We start from the raw sequence: 18,446 nt of genomic DNA, 5'->3' as shown, positions 1-18,446 counted from the left end.
CAGGTAAAACCGGGAAAATTTCTTAGTTTTTCGCCACTCGGGGCGAAAAGGTGAGGCGCATCACGCTTCGCGCGGTGACTGGGCGTGCAAAAACGGCAGCAGCAGCAGGGCGGATATCCCCGCCGCGATGGCGATCACCGCAAAGAAACCGCTCCAGTGCCAGACGTCGATCACCCGCGCCAGCGGCCAGCCGGAGAGCGATGCGCCGAGGTAGGCAAACAGCCCGACAAAGCCCGTCGCCGCGCCTGCCGCCTCTTTGTGGGAACACTCCGCCGCCGCCATGCCGATCAGCATCTGCGGTCCAAACACGAAGAAGCCGATGGTGAAGAAGCACGCCGCCTGCATCACGTAGCTGGCGAACGGCATCAGCCACAGCGAGCCGACGGAGAGCAAAATCCCGGCGGCGAAAATCAGGTTCATCGGGCCGCGGTTGCCGTTGAACAGCTTGTCCGATCCCCAGCCTGCCACCAGCGCGCCGATAAACCCACCCAGCTCGAACATCGTCACCGCCGAGTTGGCGGTCACCAGGTCCACGCCGAGCGTCTCGGACATGTACAGATTACCCCAGTCGTTGATGGCCGCGCGCACCACGTAGACCAGCACGTAGCAGAGCGACAGCAGCCAGATATACGGGTTTTTCAGCACGTATTTGGTGAGGATCTCCCTGCGGGTCAGCCCCGCGCCCTCCTGCTGCTGGGCAATCTCCATCTCGTCGTGCCGCCAGTCGCCCACCGGAGGCAGGCCGACGGTTTGCGGCCTGTCGCGCAGGCGCCAGCAGAGGAACAGCCCGGCGACAATAGCGAGGCCACCGGCAATCATCATCCCCGCGCGCCAGCCGTAGTGTAGCGCCGCCGCGCCCACCACCATCGGGATCAGCGCCCCGCCGACGTTATGCGCGGTGTTCCAGATTGCCCACCAGCCGCCGCGCTCGTTGCGCGAATACCAGGCGGTGAGCAGGCGAGCGCAGACCGGCGCGCCCCAGCCCTGGAAAAAGGCGTTCAGCGCCCACAGCAGGGCAAAGGCCCACAGCGAGGTGGAGAAACCAAACAGGATGTTCACCACGCCGGTGGCGATCAGCCCAACGCCCATAAAATAGCGCGCGTTGGAGCGGTCGCTGACGATGCCGGAGAAGAACTTCGACAGGCCGTAGGTGATGTAAAACAGCGTCGCCAGCAGGCCGATATCGGTGCGCGTCATCACGCCGCTGGCGAGGATTTCCGGCGCGGCGGCGTTGAAGCTTTTGCGGGTGAAGTAGAACAGCGCGTAGCCGAGCCAGATGGTCATCAGGATATGGCGACGCCAGTAGCGGTAGCGGGCGTCGATTTCCGCTTTGTCGCCTATCGGCGCGGCGCTGGCAGGGGTTTTAAACATGGTAACTCCGTAGCGGCAGGCTGACGCTCACGCGCGTTCCGTGGGTGCAGGAGATGCTCAGCGTGCCGCCGAGCGCCTTCACGCGCTCGCGCATGCCCGCCAGGCCAAAGCCCTGCTGGCCGGATCCCGGCGGCAGGCCGCAGCCGTCGTCTTCAATCACCAGCATCAGGCGCTCGTCCTGCTGCCAGCCCTGGATCGTGACCGCGCTGGCGCTGGCGTGCTTGACGATATTGTTCAGCCCCTCCTGACAGACGCGGAACAGCGTCACGCGCTGGCCTTCGCTCAGGGTGGCTTCATTAATACGCCAGTCGAGATGGCTGACGATTCCGCGGCTTTCCAGCTCCATCTCGCGCATCAGGGAACGCACAGCCTGCTCAAGCGTAAGGTCGTCAAGCTGGCGCGGGCGCAGCCGTCCTAACAGGCGGCGAACGGAGTCATAGACACCCAGCGAAAGCTGTTCGATATGCGCCCCACCCTGCTTCACGCCCGCGTTTTCCGCCGCCAGGCGCTGGACAATGCCCGCCTGGGTGCGGATAGCGGTGATGGTCTGGCCGATATCGTCGTGCAGCTCGCGGGCGACCTCCTGCCGCACGCTCTCTTCCGTCTCCAGCAGACGCTCCGCCAGACGGCGGTTGCGCGCCAGCTCGGTTTGCAGGGACTGATTCAGCTCGCGCAGACGCTGTATGCCCGCGCCGAGCAACAGCCCGGTCAGGCTCTGGGCCAGCAGGGAAAGCAGCAGATCCACCGGATGATCGTGCCAGGTCTGGCTGGCAATCAGCGCGATGGCGTTCATCAGCGTCGCAATCAGCGCCCCCTGCCAGCCGTAGTGCCAGGCCAGGGCGATAATTGGGAGCGCAAGGCAAAATGGAGTAAAGCGTGAAAGCTCGGCGGGCAGGCCAAGCTGGAGCCACAGGCTCACCACAAACAGCAGCAGATACCAGATGAGGTGCCGGGCGCGCCAGTTCACCGGTTGGGAAACCAGCGCCGGGCCGAGCGGCTGCCAGACGGTGCTGGTGAGGTAGTGCCAGATCACGAGGCAGGTTGGGGCCAGCGTCAGGCCGCCGGTGAGGGTCAGCAGCAGGGCGTTGAGCATCTCCTTCTCGCCGACCCACGGAAGCGACTGCAGCAGCGCGGCGGCAATCAGCGCCGCCCCCTGACGCAGCAGCGTGCGCCAGTCGCGCTGGTGGCGGTAGCGGGAAATCAGCGCAACCGGGAGAAGCGTGAGCAGGCTTCCGGTCATCAATAAGGGCAGATGCGCCAGAGCGACTTCCTGCGCCAGCCAGACCAGCATCAGCCACTCTGCGCCGAGCAAAACCGGCCAGTAGGCGCGCGGGCACTGGAGCATTAAGCCCAGACGCAGGCCGAAGGGAAACAGCAGCACCGCCAGCTCGGGGCGTTCCACCAGGTGCAGGCTGATGCTCCACAGGCAAAACCAGGCGGCGGAGAAGATAAAAAAGCTGGCGACAACGGCGATCAGCCGCGAAAAGACGGGACTCATTGCCAGCTGTCGAACATGCGGCGCGCCAGCTCGACGTCGTTGCTGACGTTAAGTTTTTCCATCAGGTTGGCGCGGTGAACGTGCACGGTTTTCGGGGACAGTTCCAGCTCGGCGGCAATCTCTTTTACCGACATCCCCTGCGCGAGTTTTTCCGCAACCTGACGCTCGCGTCTGGTGAGCGGATCCTGACGTCCGGCCGCCAGCTTGATGGCGATATCCGGCGTTAAATAGCAGCCGCCGGTAGAAACGGTGCGCACCGCTGCGATCAGTTCGTCGGGGCTACAGCGTTTAGAGAGGAAGCCGCGCGCACCCGCGTTGAGCGCCTGCTCGACCAGCGCCGGGCTGTCGTGGACCGACAGCATAATCGTCGCCATGCCCTTCGGCAGCTGGCTTAGCAGTTCCAGCCCGGAGAGATCCGGCATTGAGATGTCGCAGATACAGACCTGCACCCCGCGTCCCGGCAGGCCCGCCAGCGCCTCACGACCGGAGCCAAACTCGGCCACGACCTGGAAATCCGGTTCGAGGTTCAGAAGCTGGGCGAATCCGGAGCGGACGATAAGGTGGTCGTCGATGAGAGCGATGGTGGTCATGTGTCTTCCTGCGGTCTGAAAACGCCGGATGGCGCTGCGCTTATCCGGCCTACAAGAGCGAAAGACGCTTACCTTAAGCGATCTTTATTCGAAAAACACCGCAATTTTGTTAAACATGGCGGGATCGGACTGGTTGCGCGCCACTTTGGTAACGTCTTCCAGCTTGTCGATCTGGGCCATCATCTGCTCCAGACGCTGGTCATCGTTGACCAGCAGCCAGATGCGGCTGTGCTCGCTACCCTGAATCGGCAGACAGAGAATGCCTTCCACGTTAAACGCCCGGCGGGCAAACAGCCCGCAGACGTGGGTCATGACGCCAGGGTGGTTGCGGACGGTGAGTTCCAGAATGACGTTATCATGTTGTTTCTGCATGGCTTATTCTCCCACCATCTCAGTATTTGCCGCACCCGGCGGCACCATCGGATACACTTTTTGTTCAGGGTCGATACGCACGTGGATCAGCGCCGGGCCGGGGCGAGAAATCGCCGCCTGCAGCGCCGCGTGGGCGTCTTCTTCCGCGTTCAGATCGCAGGTATGCAGGCCAAAGCCGGCGGCAATCTGCATAAAGTTAATCATCCCCGGATAGGTCGCCGCAAACACGCCCTGCTTGTAGAACAGGCTCTGCTGCTGGTGCACCAGACCCAGCGCCTCGTTGTTCATCAGGATGATTTTCACGTCTAACTGGTTTTCGGCCGCGGTCGCCATTTCCTGAATGTTCATCATCAGGCTGCCGTCGCCGGAGAAGCAGATGACCTTGCGGTCCGGATTCGCCAGCGCCGCGCCTACGGCTGCGGGCAGGCCAAAGCCCATAGTGCCCAGACCGCCGGAGGTCAGCCACTGACGCGGACGGTTCAGCGGGTAGGCCTGGGCGGTCCACATCTGATGCTGACCCACGTCGGTGGTGATAATCGCGCTGTCGTCCACGCAGGCGGCCACGGCGTTGATCAGCCCGTAGTGGCTCAGCGGGTCGCCTTCGGTTGGGATGGCGCCCGGGAACTCGCGCTGCAGATCGGCCACCAGTTGGCGCCAGTCGGCGCGGTCGGCTGCGTCCGTCTGCGGGATCAGCTGCGCCAGCACCTCCGCCACGTCGCCCTGAATCGCCACGTGCGGCTGCTTGATTTTACCCAACTCGGCGCGGTCGATATCCACGTGAATGATTTTGGCATTCGGGCAGAACTGCTCAGTTTTGCCGATCGCCCGGTCATCAAAACGTGCGCCCATAACGATCAGCAAATCCGCTTCTTGCAGGATGTAGTTGGTGCTGCGCGCGCCGTGCATGCCCAGCATGCCGAGAGAGAGCGGGTGCGCTTTGGGCAGCATGCCGAGCGCCATCAGGGTCATGGTGGTCGGCAGGTTGGCTTTTTCCGCAAACTGGCGGATTTCATCCGCGGCGTTAATCGCTCCGCCGCCCAGATAGAGCACCGGGCGTTTGGCGGCGTTAATCATGGCGGCGGCATCGCGCACGCTCTCAGCGCTGAATGCCGGCGCGGGCGCACGGTCGCCCGGCTCCGGCAGCACGTCGATCTCGATCTCTGCGGTCTGGACATCCTTAGGAATGTCTATCCACACCGGGCCCGGGCGGCCAGACTGCGCAATGCGGAACGCATCGCTGATAACCTGAGGCAGCTCGCTGATATCGCGAACTAAATAGTTATGTTTGGTGATGGGGATAGAGATGCCGTAGGTATCCACTTCCTGGAACGCATCGGTACCGATCATCGAAGACGGTACCTGGCCGGTAATGCAGATCAGCGGTATAGAGTCGAGGCGCGCGTCGGCGATGGCGGTCACCAGGTTGGTTGCGCCCGGGCCGCTGCAGGCCATGCAGACCGCCGGTTTGCCCTGCGTGCGCGCCATGCCCTGAGCGATAAAGCCTGCCCCCTGCTCGTGGCGCGCCAGCACGTGGCGGATCTGCGTGCTTTGGCTCAACGCATCGTACAGCGGCAGCACCGTGCCGCCCGGGATACCCGCAACGGTAGTGATGCCCTGTCGTTCCAGCAAATGAACGATCAGCTGCGCGCCGGTGAAACGCGTCTTCGTGGATGTTGTGCCCGAAATTGCCATGCTCCAGTCCTTTTCTTCTGGGCCGACTTTCCGGGGAGGCTCTTAAACGAAAAACCCCGCCCGGTTTGCGCCGGCGGGGTTTTGGATTCGTGTGTTGATCCAGTCCCTACGGCGCATTGCCGACGACCACCACCACACGCACGACGACCACTGCGGCTGGTTGCGCAGTTTTTAGTAGGGTCGAAGTGAAGATGGATGAAGTCATTGGGGACCTGTGTTTGGAATCATTGATGGAATTTATACAAACACAGGTTTTCGGGCGTGACAATGGAAATATTTTCATCTGCGCAAAAATGCGTCAGGGATCACGTTTCGTTTGTTGAGTGATGACACTCAAAAAGTCGGTTTTAACTCACTCAATAAACAGAGCTGGTGATACCCCAAATCTGGCCGCCAGCTTTTTAATATGGTTCAGCGTAAGCTGTCTTTGACCATTCAGGACCCGTGAAACCATTGATTTACTGCCAATTTCATCCTGAAAATCCGATATCGTCAGGTTGTACTGATCCATCAAGGTTCTTAAAACCGCAATACCGACAGGAACGGACTCCATCTCCTTGCGTAATGCGACTATCTCTGGCCGATTGGCTTCGTAACGGCTAATCCTGGCGCACACAATATCCAGCAAGGGACTATCGGGCTCATTCATGAGCAGATACTCAACCAGCTCAAGCGCATCCTTATAATCTTTCTCGCTCGGCTGTTCACCCAGTAAAGGAACGGCCGCAACAAGGGCATGCGTAGCTTTCATTGCATCAGCGACGATCATCATTTCTTCCCCTTAGTGCGATGTTTCTCCGTAAAACGGTCATATTCCTTATGCTGGGGAAACTGGGTTACCGCATCCAAAATAGCTTTCATAGAGATTAAATGCATACTGCATGCCTGCCGCGTCCGTTGCCATTATGGCAATGATGACATTCGTTGCCAATAAGTCAACAGCCATCTTTTTTGAGCAGACCAGAAAACAAAAAACCCCGCCTAAGCGAGGTTTTTATCAGGGTTTTGCGGTTGGTCGCCGCAGAACACACTGTGTTACGTCAACGCAAAAAAGTATACGCGATCGAAGACGAACGCGCAATTCCGGCACGGATTTTGACGTTTTTGAGTATGGATCGCCTTCCAAATTTTGTCCATAAAATACTGTTCATGCATACAGTATTTATCTATACTGAGGGTGTTCGCAGTGAGCGAGGGGGCCGCAGTTCTACCGGCGCAACGAAGTCCTGGCTGAAACGGGTGGTGCCGTCAGTGCCTTAACCCCTGAAGTGAGCACACTGTGTTACGTCAATCCAGGTGCTGGCAACAGGTGGCGGAAAGGTACGCCAGCATCGTGCTCCTTTTAACCAAAAGGAGACGCGTATGAGCGTAGTGGATATGGTGATACTTATCCTCAAACTCATTGTTGCTGTACTGCAACTGCTTGATGCTGTCCTGAAATTCCTTCGGTAATTCAGGTTCAAGTCGCACCTGAGAGGGGCGGGCAACCGCCCCTCTTTAATAACGAGGGAATGCTATGTCGCGTCTGTTAATTGAGCCTGTCACACCGGATGAGCCGGGGTATATCGCCCTGAAAGCGGAAAGTATCGCATTGAATTTCAACATGCTGCGCAGGCTGGAAGAGAACTGGCAGCGCGGTGAGAACCGCTTTAACGCGCCGGGTGAAAAACTGCTGGGTGCGTTTCTCAACGGCAAGCTGGTCGGCGTGTGCGGCCTCAACCGCGATCCGTTCAGCCAGCAGCCGCGCGCCGGACGTATTCGCCATCTCTACGTCAGCGAGAAGTGCCGCGGGCTGGGCATTGGCAAACAGCTTTTGACCGTGGTCATGGCCGATGCCAGCATCTGGTTTGATTTCCTGAATACCCATGCGCCGGACAGTGCCTGCGGGTTTTATAATCGGGCGGGTTTTACGATGGTCTCAGACGAACCGCGGGTGACACACCGCCTTTTTTGTGCGGTGTAACCGGCTGGCAGCATCAGGATGTGAATGTTACAGTTGAGTGACAATTCATCACCCGATACGCCATGACCCTCACCGTATTCTGCATTTTGCTCTTCGCCGCGCTGCTGCATGCGAGCTGGAACGCCATCGTTAAGGCCGGAACGGACAAGCTCTATTCCGCAATAAGCGTCAGCGGCTCCGCCACGGTTATCGCTCTGGTCTTACTGCCGTTTTCTCCACAGCCATCTGCTGCCAGCTGGCCGTTTTTGATTGTCTCCTGTGCCTTACAGGTGGTGTACACCGTGCTGGTAGCGAAGACCTATCAGGTCTCTGACATGAGCCAGACCTATCCGCTGATGCGCGGCACCGCCCCGCTGCTGGTGGCGCTGGTAAGCGTGCTGGCGCTCGGCGATAGCCTCTCATGGCTCGCCTGGTCCGGCATTGGCGTGATCTGCCTGTCGATTCTCATTATGGCGATGCATGGCCGTATGCAGTCACGCAAAGGGATCTGGCTGGCACTGCTGAACGCCTGTTTCATCGCAGGCTACACGCTGGTGGACGGCACCGGCGTGCGGCTGTCCGACACCGCGCTGGGCTATACGCTGTGGACCTTCTTTATGAACGGCTTCTGCCTGCTGAGCTGGGCAATGGTCGCGCGTCGACGCGAGGCGTCCGGCTACCTGCGCCTGCACTGGAAAAAGGGGTTGCTCGGCGGCGTTGGCACCATGGGCTCTTACGGTCTGGCGCTTTGGGCAATGACGCAGGCACCGCTGGCGGTGGTCGCAGCGCTGCGTGAAACCTCCATACTCTTTGGGGCACTGATCGCGTTTGTCCTTTTAAAAGAGAAGGTTGCGGGTCTGCGCATTGTAGCTGCACTGGGTATTGCTGGCGGCGCCATTCTGCTGCGCCTGGCGTAAATCACTGGCAACATTAGTTGCCGTTCTTGTTTACAAATCCTGCCTTACCCGGTTTTTTCATTCACCACGACAATGCTTAAATTGTCATCTCACTGTGGTAGATTCCTCGCGCATTTATGGTAATGCGCAGTCACTTATTCTTCATTTTTATCTTTTGGCAAAAGTATTCAGCGACATGAAAAAACAAAGGAACGTTAACTTATTGTTGATGCTGGTGTTACTGGTGGCCGTCGGTCAGATGGCGCAAACCATCTACATTCCGGCGATTGCCGACATGGCAAAGGAACTTAACGTCCGCGAGGGCGCAGTGCAGAGCGTGATGGCGGCCTACCTGCTGACCTATGGCGTTTCGCAGCTCTTCTACGGCCCGCTGTCCGATCGCGTCGGGCGTCGTCCGGTGATCCTGGTGGGTATGAGCATTTTCATGGTGGCGACGGTGATTGCCATTACCACGCACAGCCTGACCGTATTGATTGCCGCCAGCGCCCTGCAGGGCGTTGGGACCGGCGTCGGCGGGGTGATGGCGCGAACCTTACCGCGTGATATGTATCAGGGCACCCAGCTCCGTCATGCTAACAGCCTGTTGAATATGGGTATTCTGGTCAGCCCGCTGCTGGCCCCGCTGATTGGCGGCCTGCTGGACACGATGTGGTCCTGGCGCGCCTGCTACGCCTTCCTGCTGGTGCTGTGCATCATTGTCACCTTCAGCATGGCGCGCTGGATGCCGGAAACGCGCCCGCAGGACGCGCCGCGCACGAAGCTCATCACCAGCTACAAAACGCTGTTCGGTAACGGCGCGTTCACCTGCTACCTGCTGATGCTGATCGGCGGCCTGGCGGGCATTGCGGTGTTCGAAGCCTGTTCCGGCGTGCTGCTGGGCGCGGGGCTGGGTCTGAGCAGCATGGTCGTGAGTATTCTGTTTATTCTGCCGATCCCGGCGGCGTTCTTCGGCGCGTGGTTTGCCGGACGCCCGAACAAACGCTTCTCCACCCTGATGTGGCAGTCGGTGATCAGCTGCCTGCTGGCGGGTCTGATGATGTGGATCCCAGGGCTGTTTGACGTAATGTCGGTCTGGACGCTGCTCATCCCGGCGGCGCTGTTCTTCTTTGGCGCGGGGATGCTGTTCCCGCTGGCAACCAGCGGCGCGATGGAGCCGTTCCCGTTCCTTGCAGGCACGGCTGGCGCGCTGGTGGGCGGTTTGCAGAATATCGGCTCCGGCGCGCTGGCCTGGCTCTCCGCGATGATGCCGCAGACCGGGCAGGCTAGTTTGGGCCTGCTGATGACGCTGATGGGGCTGCTGATTTTACTGTGCTGGCTGCCGCTGGCGTCGCGTGTCCCGCATCACGAGCAGCCGGTTTAACCGCATGATGGCCCGGCTTCTCGCCGGGCTTTTCACAAACGGGCGCAATCATCGCCTGCAATAACGGCTCCGGCGCAGGCCGCCAGGCTCCCTCTTCCCCGTCGTAAAACTGGAAATCCGCGTTAAGCGCATAAGGGATTTTCGCCTTTTGCAGCTCGCAGGCCATAAAGGTGGCGAAGGCCATTTGCGAAGCGGTTGGCGTGAGGTGGTTTGACTCCCCCACGCCCCAGCCCCCGACCCAGCTTACGTGCCCGGTTTTTTGCTGCCAGCGCAGCGCGGTATTGATGCGATTATGGATAGCCGCTTTCTCCGCCGCCGTGCCGGACGTCCACGGGTATTTACCGCTATTTTTCAGCGGCCCCCACGGGAAAATATGCCACTCCGCCAGCAGGTAGTTTTGACTGTGCGCAGGTAGCTTCAGGCTGGATAAATCCTCCGGCGCGGCACGCAGGCGTGGCGCAATAAAGATCATGCGCTGCGGGTCAATATCGTGGATCGCTTTAATGGTTTTTTCATACACGCGGTTTAGCGACGTGAGGTTGTGGTTAAGCTTGTCGGCGGGCTCATAAATGAGATCAAAACCCAGCAGCGGGTAGCTCTGACCGAAATAGTGCGCCACGGCAATCCACCAGTTGATCGTCTCTTTCTCGTTATCGGCTTTTGGGTCGTTTTTATATTCATCAGCCTGATAAGCGACTATCGGGATCACGCCATACTGCTCGCAGGCCTCCACCAGCTTGCGCAGGTGGATCAGCCGCGCTTCCGTCGGTTCATCGGCCACGCGGATACGCACATGGGTAATGCCTTTTGCACGGAAATCGCGAACCACCAGCGGGTCGAACTCGCGAATACCGCGCTCGGTGCGCGCCCAGTCCACATCCATTCCGACGCCCAGCTGCTGCGCATAATGGGCAGCCGTCAGCGGCGGCTCAACGGCAATCGCCCAGCCGGAAGAGATCAACAACGCAGTGGCAATATAAGGCTTTAACACGGTTTACCCTGGATAAATCGAAAGCATTACCTGTATTTAGCACGCTTTTTCACATTTGGTGTAGCGTCAAAGCGTAATAATTCTTCACCTCACCAGTTCTCTCAGCCAGCCGATAAAGGCGTCAATTTTCGGCCACTGGCGGCCGGGAAGCGTTGAGATGTAATAATGCTGATGGCATTTGAGGGTTTTTTCACCAAACGGTGCAATCAACTCGCCCCGTTCGAGCCGTTTCTGCACCAGCCGCTTTCTGCCCATCGCGACGCCTACATGGTTGATGGCCGCAATAATCGCTAAGTCGGAACGATCGAAACCAATGCCCGACGATGGCGGCATATTCACCGCAAAGTGCTGCGCCCAGCTCAGCCACTCATCCGTACCGGAATCGTTGCTCCAGGCCTGACGGTCGTGCAGCAGCGTACAGTGGCTGAGGTTATCGGGGTTTTTCAGCAGTTCATGCTCGCGGGCGTACTGCGGTGAGCAGACGGGCAGAATCTCCTCGTCCATAAGGAAGTGATGAGAGAGGTGGTTTGGCGGCGTATCGTCGAAATAGAGCGCCAGATCGACACCCGTTCGCTGCATATTAACGTAATCATTGCCAGTCAGGATGGTAAGTGAGATCGACGGGTAGCGGCGGGTAAAGTCCCCCAGCATGGGCACCAGCCAGCACTGGGCGATCGACGGGCGGGAGTAGACCGTCAGCGTGCCGGAGAGCGCCTGGTTTTTAATATCCAGGATCTCCTGATTCAGGGTGTCGAGGGACGATTTTAGCGTCCAGTAAACGCGCTTTCCCTCCTGCGTCAGCTCGACTTTCCGGTGCGAGCGGACGAACAGCTGAATACCCAGCTCCTCTTCCAGCAGGTTAATGCGGTGGCTCACCGCGCTGGGGCTGAGCGACAGCTCCTCCGCCGCCAGCGCGAAGGACTCATGCCGGGCGGCCACTTCAAAGGTATACATTTTCGACAGCTGCCAGCCGTTTAACAGCCGGTTTCTGGCTTCATTTGCATCGGTCATCACAATTCTCGCGCGTGGTTTCTGCGCTCAGCATACCGTTTAAGGGTGAATTAATGTGAACCTAATACGAATTAAGTGCGCTTTTTAGAGCACAGTCACTCAGTTGATCCAATCTGGTTCATCTGAACGCCAATTTATATCGTTTGTCAGCCCACGCCGCTTTTTCGTCCAATACCCCCAGATGACAAAAGGGTGAGGTGAGATATGGGATCTCAGGTCTGGGTTGTGGCAACGCTGCTGGTCAGCATTGTGTTGATTGTTTTAACCATCGTAAAACTGAAGTTTCACCCGTTCCTCGCGCTGCTGCTGGCGAGCTTTTTCGTCGGCGCGATGATGGGGATGAGCCCGCTGGATATGGTGAACGCCATTGAGAGCGGAATTGGCGGCACGCTGGGCTTCCTGGCTGCGGTGATTGGTCTGGGCACCATTCTCGGCAAGATGATGGAAGTCTCCGGCGCGGCCGAGCGCATCGGGATCGCACTGCAGCGCTGCCGCTGGCTGTCAGCAGACGTGATTATGGTGCTGGTGGGCCTGATCTGCGGTATCACGCTGTTCGTGGAAGTGGGCGTAGTACTGCTCATCCCGCTGGCGTTTTCCATCGCCAAAAAGACCCACACGTCGCTGCTCAAGCTGGCCATTCCGCTCTGTACCGCGCTGATGGCGGTGCACTGCGTGGTGCCGCCGCATCCGGCGGCGCTGTTTGTCACCAACAAACTAGGTGCAGACGTCGGAACGGTGATTGTCTACGGTCTGATGGTGGGCCTGATGGCGTCTCTGGTCGGTGGCCCGCTGTTCCTGAAACTGCTCGGCAATCGTCTGCCGTTTAAACCGGTTCCGGCGGAATTTTCAGACCTGAAGGTGCGTGAAGAGCACACCCTGCCGTCGCTGGGCGCCACGCTGTTCACGGTGCTGCTGCCGATTGCCCTGATGCTGGTGAAAACCATCGCCGAGCTGAATATGGCAAAAGAAGGCACGCTGTATACGCTGCTGGAATTTATTGGCAACCCGATCACCGCCATGTTTATCGCCGTGTTTGTCGCCTACTACCTGCTGGGGATCCGCCAGCATATGGGCATGGGCACGATGCTGACGCACACCGAGCACGGCTTCGGCTCTATCGCCAACATTTTGCTGATTATCGGCGCGGGCGGCGCGTTCAACGCCATCCTTAAAACCAGCGGGCTGGCGGACTCACTGGCGCATATTCTCTCGAACCTGCACATGCACCCTATCCTGCTCGCCTGGCTGGTGGCGCTGGTGCTGCATGCTGCCGTCGGCTCCGCCACGGTCGCGATGATGGGCGCCACGGCGATCGTCGCGCCGATGCTGCCGCTCTATCCGAACGTAAGCCCGGAGATTATCACCATTGCCATCGGTTCCGGCGCTATTGGCTGCACGATCGTGACCGATTCCCTCTTCTGGCTGGTGAAGCAATACTGCGGCGCGACCCTGAATGAGACCTTCAAATACTATACGACGGCGACCTTTATCGCCTCGGTGCTTGCACTTGGCGGCACATTCCTGCTTTCTTTCATTATCTGAGCGCGAAGAGACGTATTATGGAAAACGCAACTATCACTACTTTAACCGCACAGTTTCCTCTGGTTGAGGATCTGATTGCCCTGAAAGAAACCACCTGGCTTAACCCGCGCACCACGACGCTTGCCGAAGGGTTGCCGTACGTCGGGCTGACCAAAGCCGACGTGGACGACGCACACGCTCGCCTGAAACGCTTCGCGCCGTATCTGGCGAAAGCCTTCCCGGAAACGGCGGCAACGGGCGGGATTATCGAATCCGAACTGGTCGCGATCCCGGCAATGCAGGCGCGGCTGGAGAAAGAATCTGCTACGTCTATTCCCGGCGCGCTGCTGCTGAAAAAAGACAGCCATTTGCCGATTTCCGGCTCGATTAAAGCGCGCGGCGGCATCTATGAGGTGCTGGCCCACGCGGAAAAGCTGGCGCTGGAAGCCGGATTGCTAAGTGTTGAAGACGACTACAGCATCCTGCTGGAGCCGCGCTTTAAGGACTTCTTTAGCCAGTACAGCATCGCGGTGGGCTCAACCGGCAACCTCGGGATGTCCATCGGCATTATGAGCGCCCGCATCGGCTTTAAGGTGACGGTGCATATGTCTGCCGACGCCCGCGAGTGGAAGAAAGCCAAACTGCGCAGCCACGGCGTCATCGTCGTGGAATATGAGCAGGATTACGGCGTGGCGGTAGAGCAGGGACGAAAAGCGGCGGAAAGCGATCCGAACTGCTTCTTCATTGACGATGAAAACTCCCGCACCTTATTCCTGGGCTATGCGGTGGCGGGCGAGCGCCTGAAGGCGCAGTTTGCCAAACAGGGCCGGGTGGTGGATGCGGAGCATCCGCTGTACGTCTACCTGCCGTGCGGCGTCGGAGGCGGCCCTGGCGGCGTGGCATTTGGCCTGAAGCTGGCCTTTGGCGATAACGTGCACTGCTTCTTTGCGGAGCCTACGCACTCTCCGTGCATGCTGCTGGGCGTCTACACCGGCCTGCACGATGAGATTGCCGTGCAGGATCTGGGCATTGATAACGTGACGGCAGCGGACGGCCTGGCGGTAGGACGCGCCTCCGGCTTCGTGGGCCGCGCGATGGAGCGCCTGCTCGACGGGTTCTATACGCTTTCCGACCAGAGCATGTACGACATGCTCGGCTGGCTGGCGCAGGAGGAAGGCATTCGGCTGGAACCGTCCGCGCTGGCGGGGATGGCTGGGCCGCTGCGTGTTCATTCGCATAACAACGTTACCCACCTGGTGTGGGCGACCGGCGGCGGGATGGTGCCGGAAGACGAGATGGCGAAGTATCTGGCGAAAGGGAAGTAATTATGCCGGGTGGCGGCTGCGCCTTATCCGGCCTACAACTGCAAAATTTGTTGAATGTGGGTTACCGCAAACAGCAGTGACAGCGACAGCACGGCCAGGGCGATGAGGAACTTATCGCGCACCGCTTTCGGCTGCACAAAATCGTCCTGCGCCACGTCCATCAGGTTACGGCTGCGGGTATAGCGCCATAAAATGAGGGCCACCAGCGCCAGCACAACAACAGAGATCCAGAATGGCACCCCGGTGCGGTGCCAGTTGTGCTTAATCGCCAGGGCAATCAGCGCGCCATACCCCAGCAGCGTGCGCAGCCACGCGAGGGACGTCCGCTCCGGCTGCAGGCCGGGGTCCGCTTCGCGCCGCGCTTTGCGGCTATCCGCCATAGAACACCAGCACCATCACCACGCCCGCTACCGCCAGCAGGATTGCGCTGATGATGAGTAATCCGCGCGTATAGGGCAGATCCTGCTTCAGACGCATCGCCTTCTCATTGCGCAGCCAGCGCAGGTAACCGTAAATCGCCAGCACGCCCGCAAACAGGCACAGCAGCAGCGCCAGCACTTCACGAATCAGCGGCGTGGCGAAATCGGGCGCGAGCTGATCGAGACCGACCCCTGCGGCAAGAAAGCCCAGCGCGGTGCGGATCCACGCTAAAAAAGTGCGTTCATTAGCCAGAGAGAAGCGGTAGTCCGGCGCTTCGCCGAGGCGGGAAATTTTCATGAGGGTTCCTTGTCTTGCTTCGGGCAGGCTTCAGCATAGCGTAAATCGACAAGGACAAGGAGACCGGCATCGGGCGATGCCGGTCAGGACGATTAATGCAGCTCTGGCCAGTACGCTTTGTTGGCCTCGATCAGGTCATCCAGAATCGCTTTCGCGACGGACGCGCTCGGCACGGTTTTCGACAGGGTGATCGCCTGCCAGAGTTTCTGGTACGAGCGCTGCTCCCAGGCATCCACCACCAGTTTTTCCACCGCCACCTGCTGGCTCATCAGCCCTTTCTGGAAGTGTGGAATATCGCCCACCGTAAGCGGCTCCGGCCCGTTATGGCCCACCAGGCACGGGATCTCCACCATCGCGTCGGCATCGAAGTTATGGATGGCCCCGTTGTTTGGCACAATCAGCAGCATCCGCTCCTGAGTGTTGAAGGCAATCGCGGTTGCCAGATCGACGATGTACGACGCGTGTTCGTCGATTTCCAGCTCACCGGCGGCGGAGTTACCGGCTTCGATAATCGCCCGGCAGGAACTGAACACGTGCTTCTCGCGATGATCCATAACCTCATTGGCGCGGGTGCGCTCCGGGTTGGAGTGCGCGACCACGTAGTCCGGGAACAGGTAATACTTCAGGTAGGTGTTCGGCATGGTGTCCGGATCCAGCGCCTGCACGTCTTTTGCTTTGGCAAAGGTATCGTTCCAGCTCGCTTCGGTATGCGCGTCGTCAGAAGGGGGAACATAGCCGTTTTTCGCCACGTATTCGCGCAGTTTCGGCATCAGATCGTTGCCGTTCAGATCTTCAATCGACGTCCACCAGCCAAAGTGGTTCAGGCCATAGTAGCGCACGCGCATCTGTTTGCGGTCCTTCAGGCCGACAATCTGCGCCATACGCCCTTCAATGCCGATCGGCATATCGCAGATGTTGAGGATTTTAGCGTTCGGACGCAGGCGGCGCGTGGCTTCCGCAACAATCGCCGCCGGGTTGGAGTAGTTCAGCATCCACGCGTTCGGGGAGTACTGCTCCATGTAATCCACCAGCTCCAGCACGCCGCCGATAGAGCGCATGCCGTAGGAAATCCCGCCCGGTCCGCAGGTTTCCTGGCCCAGCACGCCGTGGCGCAGCGGGATTTTTTCATCTTTTTCACGCATCGGGTATTTGCCCACGCGGATATGCGCCATCACGAAATCCACATCAGTAAACGCCGCTTTAGGATCGGTGGTGTAGCTGAACTCAATCTCCGGCGCCTGCTCTCTGAGGATGATTTTGCACGCTTCGGCGATGGTCTCCTGACGCGCGCCGTCGTTGTCATAAAACTTCAGGGCGCGCAGCGGGAAACGGTCACGGTTGGCTAACAGCATCAGGACGATACCAGGCGTAAACGTGCTGCCGCCGCCTGCAATGACAACTGAGAATTTTTTCATGATATAGCCTCTGTCAGGGTGGTTTGTTCATTCGTTAAAGGGGTTTTCATCAGCGATTCCAGCTGGTCGCGCACCTGAGGAACGTGCAGACCAACAATCACCTGAATGCCGTTGCCGCGTCGCACCACACCGTGTGCGCCAAGGGCTTTGAAGACGTCGTCGCTTTGGGTTTTCGCCATATCGACCAGCGCAATGCGCAAGCGGGTAGCGCAGTTGTTGATGCTTTCGATGTTGGCCGCACCGCCGAGTGCCTGCAGGAATCCGGCGGCCTGTCCGACCTGCTGGCTGGCCGCCGCCGGGGCGGTGGTTTGCCCGCGCGCCGCCTTATAGTCGGCCTTGCTGTAGAGTTTGATTTCGCTCTCTTCCCGACCCGGGGTTTTCAGGTTCAGACGCTCAATCAGCGTTTTGAAGACCACGAAATAGAGACCGGTGAAGCAGACGCCAATGCCGATCTGGGTGAATACCGTTGACGCGTGGTTGTGGAACATCGGGATCCAGTTTTGCGGCAGGAACTGGTCCAGCAGGCCGCCACCCATGTTCCCCACGACGCCGAAGAGGTACATCACCGTCGCCATGGTCGCCGCCAGCACGGCGTGGACGGCAAACAGCAGCGGCGAGATAAACAGGAAGGTGAATTCCAGCGGTTCAGTAATGCCCACCAGCACGGCGGTGAGCGTGGCCGGGATCAGCAGCCCCGCCACCTTGACGCGGTTTTCCGCCGACGCGGTGTACCAGATGGCCAACGCAATCCCGACCGAGCCAAACACCTTAGAGTTGCCGTGCAGCGCGAATCCGCCTTCCGGGAAGAGGGTTTTCAGCGGCAGCGTGCTCTGGCTGAATTCCTGCAGGTGCTGCGCCCAGTAGACCTGAATCCCCCCTTCCACCGCCGCCGGACCGAAGATGAACGGACCGTAGACAAAGTGGTGCAGCCCGGTTGGGATCAGAATACGTTCCAGGAAGGTATACACCCACACGCCCAGCGCACCGGCAGAGCGCAGGAACGCCTGCAGGGACTCAATGCCCATCTGTACTTTCGGCCAGCCCAGCAGCGTCAGCCAGGCGCAGGGGATCATGACGAAGAACGCGAGGATAACGACAAACGAGCTGCCCTGGAAAATCCCCAGAAAGACCGGCAGCGGCTTGTCAAAATAGCGGTTGTGGATGGCGGTAACGATGCCTGAAATCACAATGGCCCCGATGATGCTGGTATCGAGCGTTTTGATCCCGGCAATCATCGCCAGGCCGCTACCGGCCGTCGGTTCGGCGGAGAAGTCGACGCCAAAGAAGTGGCCCCAGGTCATCCCCATCGCGTTAATGAAGTAGTTCCAGGTCAGGAAGCTAATCAGCACCGCCAGACAGGCGCGGCCCTGCGCCTGCTTCGCCAGGCCAATCGGCAGGCCGACGGCAAAAATCAGCGGCATATTGCGAAACACCGCCCAGCCGCCCTCTTCAATAATGTGAACAATCTGCGCGAAAAGATGATCGGGGGCGGTTAAGGCTTCGCCGACAAACAGCGGGTTGCGAAGCATGATGGCGATTCCCACCACGATCCCGGCAAACGGAAACAACAACACCGGGGTAAACATGGCACCGCCAAAACGTTGTATTTGACTGAGCATTTTTAAATCCTCACGTAACAACCTGTAGGGGGTAGAGGCCTTTATGTTTTTTTGCTGGCCTGAGGTGAGCATAAGAACTTACTGATGCGCGAACATGGCGTGCCG

19 protein-coding genes are annotated in these 18,446 nt (G+C 59.2%); 6 read left to right on the top strand and 13 right to left on the bottom strand.

Going from position 1 to position 18,446, the window contains the following annotated elements:
* Positions 1-60 precede the first annotated feature (60 nt).
* The 7 genes from V1566_RS03115 to V1566_RS03085 form a co-directional block, all read right to left on the bottom strand.
* The gene (locus V1566_RS03115) at positions 61-1,371 is read right to left on the bottom strand and encodes an MFS transporter (RefSeq protein ID WP_395305019.1); all 1,311 of its coding nucleotides are present in this window, start codon (positions 1,369-1,371) and stop codon (positions 61-63) included.
* Positions 1,364-2,869 (bottom strand): signal transduction histidine-protein kinase/phosphatase UhpB, encoded by a 1,506-nt coding sequence (gene uhpB, locus V1566_RS03110; protein ID WP_395305018.1) that lies wholly within the window; start codon positions 2,867-2,869, stop codon positions 1,364-1,366. Before uhpB ends, V1566_RS03115 begins: the two co-directional genes overlap by 8 nt.
* Positions 2,866-3,459: a transcriptional regulator UhpA gene (uhpA, locus tag V1566_RS03105; protein WP_032626676.1), complete on the bottom strand. Its 594-nt coding sequence runs from the start codon at positions 3,457-3,459 to the stop codon at positions 2,866-2,868. Before uhpA ends, uhpB begins: the two co-directional genes overlap by 4 nt.
* Before the next feature lie 84 nt (positions 3,460-3,543).
* On the bottom strand, positions 3,544-3,831 hold the full coding sequence (gene ilvN, locus V1566_RS03100) for an acetolactate synthase small subunit (RefSeq protein WP_134348271.1): 288 nt from the start codon (positions 3,829-3,831) through the stop codon (positions 3,544-3,546).
* Between the two features lie 3 nt (positions 3,832-3,834).
* Positions 3,835-5,523, bottom strand: coding sequence for an acetolactate synthase large subunit (gene ilvB, locus V1566_RS03095; RefSeq protein ID WP_148400159.1), 1,689 nt, complete (start codon positions 5,521-5,523; stop codon positions 3,835-3,837).
* Positions 5,524-5,629: 106 nt separating this feature from the next.
* Positions 5,630-5,728, bottom strand: coding sequence for an ilvB operon leader peptide IvbL (gene ivbL, locus V1566_RS03090; RefSeq protein ID WP_057979964.1), 99 nt, complete (start codon positions 5,726-5,728; stop codon positions 5,630-5,632).
* A 147-nt stretch (positions 5,729-5,875) separates the two neighbouring features.
* Positions 5,876-6,295 (bottom strand): type II toxin-antitoxin system HigA family antitoxin, encoded by a 420-nt coding sequence (locus V1566_RS03085; RefSeq protein WP_139156876.1) that lies wholly within the window; start codon positions 6,293-6,295, stop codon positions 5,876-5,878.
* Positions 6,296-6,885: 590 nt separating this feature from the next.
* Here V1566_RS03085 and tisB point away from each other — a divergent pair.
* The 4 genes from tisB (at position 6,886) to emrD (ending at position 9,742) form a co-directional block, all read left to right on the top strand.
* Complete coding sequence (gene tisB / locus V1566_RS03080) at positions 6,886-6,975, top strand: type I toxin-antitoxin system toxin TisB (RefSeq protein WP_023309830.1); 90 nt, start codon at positions 6,886-6,888, stop codon at positions 6,973-6,975.
* 64 nt (positions 6,976-7,039) lie between these two features.
* A complete protein-coding gene (locus tag V1566_RS03075; RefSeq protein WP_010426532.1) occupies positions 7,040-7,486 on the top strand; it encodes a GNAT family N-acetyltransferase in 447 nt (148 codons plus the stop codon).
* A gap of 62 nt (positions 7,487-7,548) precedes the next feature.
* Positions 7,549-8,382: an EamA family transporter gene (locus tag V1566_RS03070; protein WP_395305017.1), complete on the top strand. Its 834-nt coding sequence runs from the start codon at positions 7,549-7,551 to the stop codon at positions 8,380-8,382.
* A gap of 175 nt (positions 8,383-8,557) precedes the next feature.
* Positions 8,558-9,742, top strand: a complete 1,185-nt coding sequence (gene emrD / locus V1566_RS03065; RefSeq protein ID WP_024907378.1) for a multidrug efflux MFS transporter EmrD — start codon at positions 8,558-8,560, stop codon at positions 9,740-9,742.
* Here the strand turns inward: emrD and V1566_RS03060 are convergent.
* Together V1566_RS03060 and dsdC are read right to left on the bottom strand one after the other, a co-directional pair.
* Positions 9,645-10,733: a cellulase family glycosylhydrolase gene (locus V1566_RS03060; protein WP_395305016.1), complete on the bottom strand. Its 1,089-nt coding sequence runs from the start codon at positions 10,731-10,733 to the stop codon at positions 9,645-9,647. The two genes, emrD and V1566_RS03060, sit on opposite strands and share 98 nt — an antisense overlap.
* Positions 10,734-10,817: 84 nt before the next feature.
* Complete coding sequence (gene dsdC / locus V1566_RS03055) at positions 10,818-11,744, bottom strand: DNA-binding transcriptional regulator DsdC (protein ID WP_395305015.1); 927 nt, start codon at positions 11,742-11,744, stop codon at positions 10,818-10,820.
* 204 nt (positions 11,745-11,948) lie between these two features.
* Between dsdC and dsdX the strand changes: the two genes are divergently transcribed.
* Together dsdX and dsdA are read left to right on the top strand one after the other, a co-directional pair.
* Entirely contained in the window at positions 11,949-13,286 is a 1,338-nt protein-coding gene (gene dsdX / locus V1566_RS03050) for a D-serine transporter DsdX (protein ID WP_032662040.1), read from the top strand.
* 17 nt (positions 13,287-13,303) lie between these two features.
* On the top strand, positions 13,304-14,590 hold the full coding sequence (dsdA, locus tag V1566_RS03045; RefSeq protein ID WP_395305014.1) for a D-serine ammonia-lyase: 1,287 nt from the start codon (positions 13,304-13,306) through the stop codon (positions 14,588-14,590).
* Positions 14,591-14,622: 32 nt separating this feature from the next.
* On the opposite strand, the gene V1566_RS03040 is transcribed toward dsdA, so the two are convergent.
* From V1566_RS03040 to V1566_RS03025, 4 genes are all read right to left on the bottom strand, one after another.
* A complete protein-coding gene (locus V1566_RS03040; protein WP_395305013.1) occupies positions 14,623-14,970 on the bottom strand; it encodes a DUF202 domain-containing protein in 348 nt (115 codons plus the stop codon).
* Positions 14,960-15,307, bottom strand: a complete 348-nt coding sequence (locus tag V1566_RS03035) for a YidH family protein (protein ID WP_024907384.1) — start codon at positions 15,305-15,307, stop codon at positions 14,960-14,962. Before V1566_RS03035 ends, V1566_RS03040 begins: the two co-directional genes overlap by 11 nt.
* A gap of 92 nt (positions 15,308-15,399) precedes the next feature.
* Positions 15,400-16,722 carry a 6-phospho-alpha-glucosidase gene (locus V1566_RS03030; protein ID WP_395305012.1) on the bottom strand — a complete coding sequence of 441 codons (1,323 nt, stop codon included), beginning with the start codon at positions 16,720-16,722 and terminating at the stop codon, positions 15,400-15,402.
* Positions 16,719-18,341, bottom strand: a complete 1,623-nt coding sequence (locus tag V1566_RS03025) for an alpha-glucoside-specific PTS transporter subunit IIBC (protein WP_395305011.1) — start codon at positions 18,339-18,341, stop codon at positions 16,719-16,721. The genes V1566_RS03030 and V1566_RS03025 overlap by 4 nt, the downstream gene beginning before the upstream one ends.
* Positions 18,342-18,446: the final 105 nt, after the last annotated feature.

This window comes from Enterobacter sp. ECC-019 (genome assembly GCF_043974075.1).
GTDB lineage: Bacteria > Pseudomonadota > Gammaproteobacteria > Enterobacterales > Enterobacteriaceae > Enterobacter > Enterobacter asburiae_D.
This window is presented reverse-complemented; position numbering and strand designations above follow the sequence as displayed.

What these genes read in the sequence shown, in the direction of transcription:
- V1566_RS03115 (WP_395305019.1), bottom strand. Translation starts at nt 1,371, where the DNA reads ATGTTTAAAACCCCTGCCAGCGCCGCGCCGATAGGCGACAAAGCGGAA.
- uhpB (WP_395305018.1), bottom strand. Translation starts at nt 2,869, where the DNA reads ATGAGTCCCGTCTTTTCGCGGCTGATCGCCGTTGTCGCCAGCTTTTTT.
- uhpA (WP_032626676.1), bottom strand. Translation starts at nt 3,459, where the DNA reads ATGACCACCATCGCTCTCATCGACGACCACCTTATCGTCCGCTCCGGA.
- ilvN (WP_134348271.1), bottom strand. Translation starts at nt 3,831, where the DNA reads ATGCAGAAACAACATGATAACGTCATTCTGGAACTCACCGTCCGCAAC.
- ilvB (WP_148400159.1), bottom strand. Translation starts at nt 5,523, where the DNA reads ATGGCAATTTCGGGCACAACATCCACGAAGACGCGTTTCACCGGCGCG.
- ivbL (WP_057979964.1), bottom strand. Translation starts at nt 5,728, where the DNA reads ATGACTTCATCCATCTTCACTTCGACCCTACTAAAAACTGCGCAACCA.
- V1566_RS03085 (WP_139156876.1), bottom strand. Translation starts at nt 6,295, where the DNA reads ATGATGATCGTCGCTGATGCAATGAAAGCTACGCATGCCCTTGTTGCG.
- tisB (WP_023309830.1), top strand. Translation starts at nt 6,886, where the DNA reads ATGAGCGTAGTGGATATGGTGATACTTATCCTCAAACTCATTGTTGCT.
- V1566_RS03075 (WP_010426532.1), top strand. Translation starts at nt 7,040, where the DNA reads ATGTCGCGTCTGTTAATTGAGCCTGTCACACCGGATGAGCCGGGGTAT.
- V1566_RS03070 (WP_395305017.1), top strand. Translation starts at nt 7,549, where the DNA reads ATGACCCTCACCGTATTCTGCATTTTGCTCTTCGCCGCGCTGCTGCAT.
- emrD (WP_024907378.1), top strand. Translation starts at nt 8,558, where the DNA reads ATGAAAAAACAAAGGAACGTTAACTTATTGTTGATGCTGGTGTTACTG.
- dsdC (WP_395305015.1), bottom strand. Translation starts at nt 11,744, where the DNA reads ATGACCGATGCAAATGAAGCCAGAAACCGGCTGTTAAACGGCTGGCAG.
- dsdX (WP_032662040.1), top strand. Translation starts at nt 11,949, where the DNA reads ATGGGATCTCAGGTCTGGGTTGTGGCAACGCTGCTGGTCAGCATTGTG.
- dsdA (WP_395305014.1), top strand. Translation starts at nt 13,304, where the DNA reads ATGGAAAACGCAACTATCACTACTTTAACCGCACAGTTTCCTCTGGTT.
- V1566_RS03040 (WP_395305013.1), bottom strand. Translation starts at nt 14,970, where the DNA reads ATGGCGGATAGCCGCAAAGCGCGGCGCGAAGCGGACCCCGGCCTGCAG.
- V1566_RS03035 (WP_024907384.1), bottom strand. Translation starts at nt 15,307, where the DNA reads ATGAAAATTTCCCGCCTCGGCGAAGCGCCGGACTACCGCTTCTCTCTG.
- V1566_RS03030 (WP_395305012.1), bottom strand. Translation starts at nt 16,722, where the DNA reads ATGAAAAAATTCTCAGTTGTCATTGCAGGCGGCGGCAGCACGTTTACG.
- V1566_RS03025 (WP_395305011.1), bottom strand. Translation starts at nt 18,341, where the DNA reads ATGCTCAGTCAAATACAACGTTTTGGCGGTGCCATGTTTACCCCGGTG.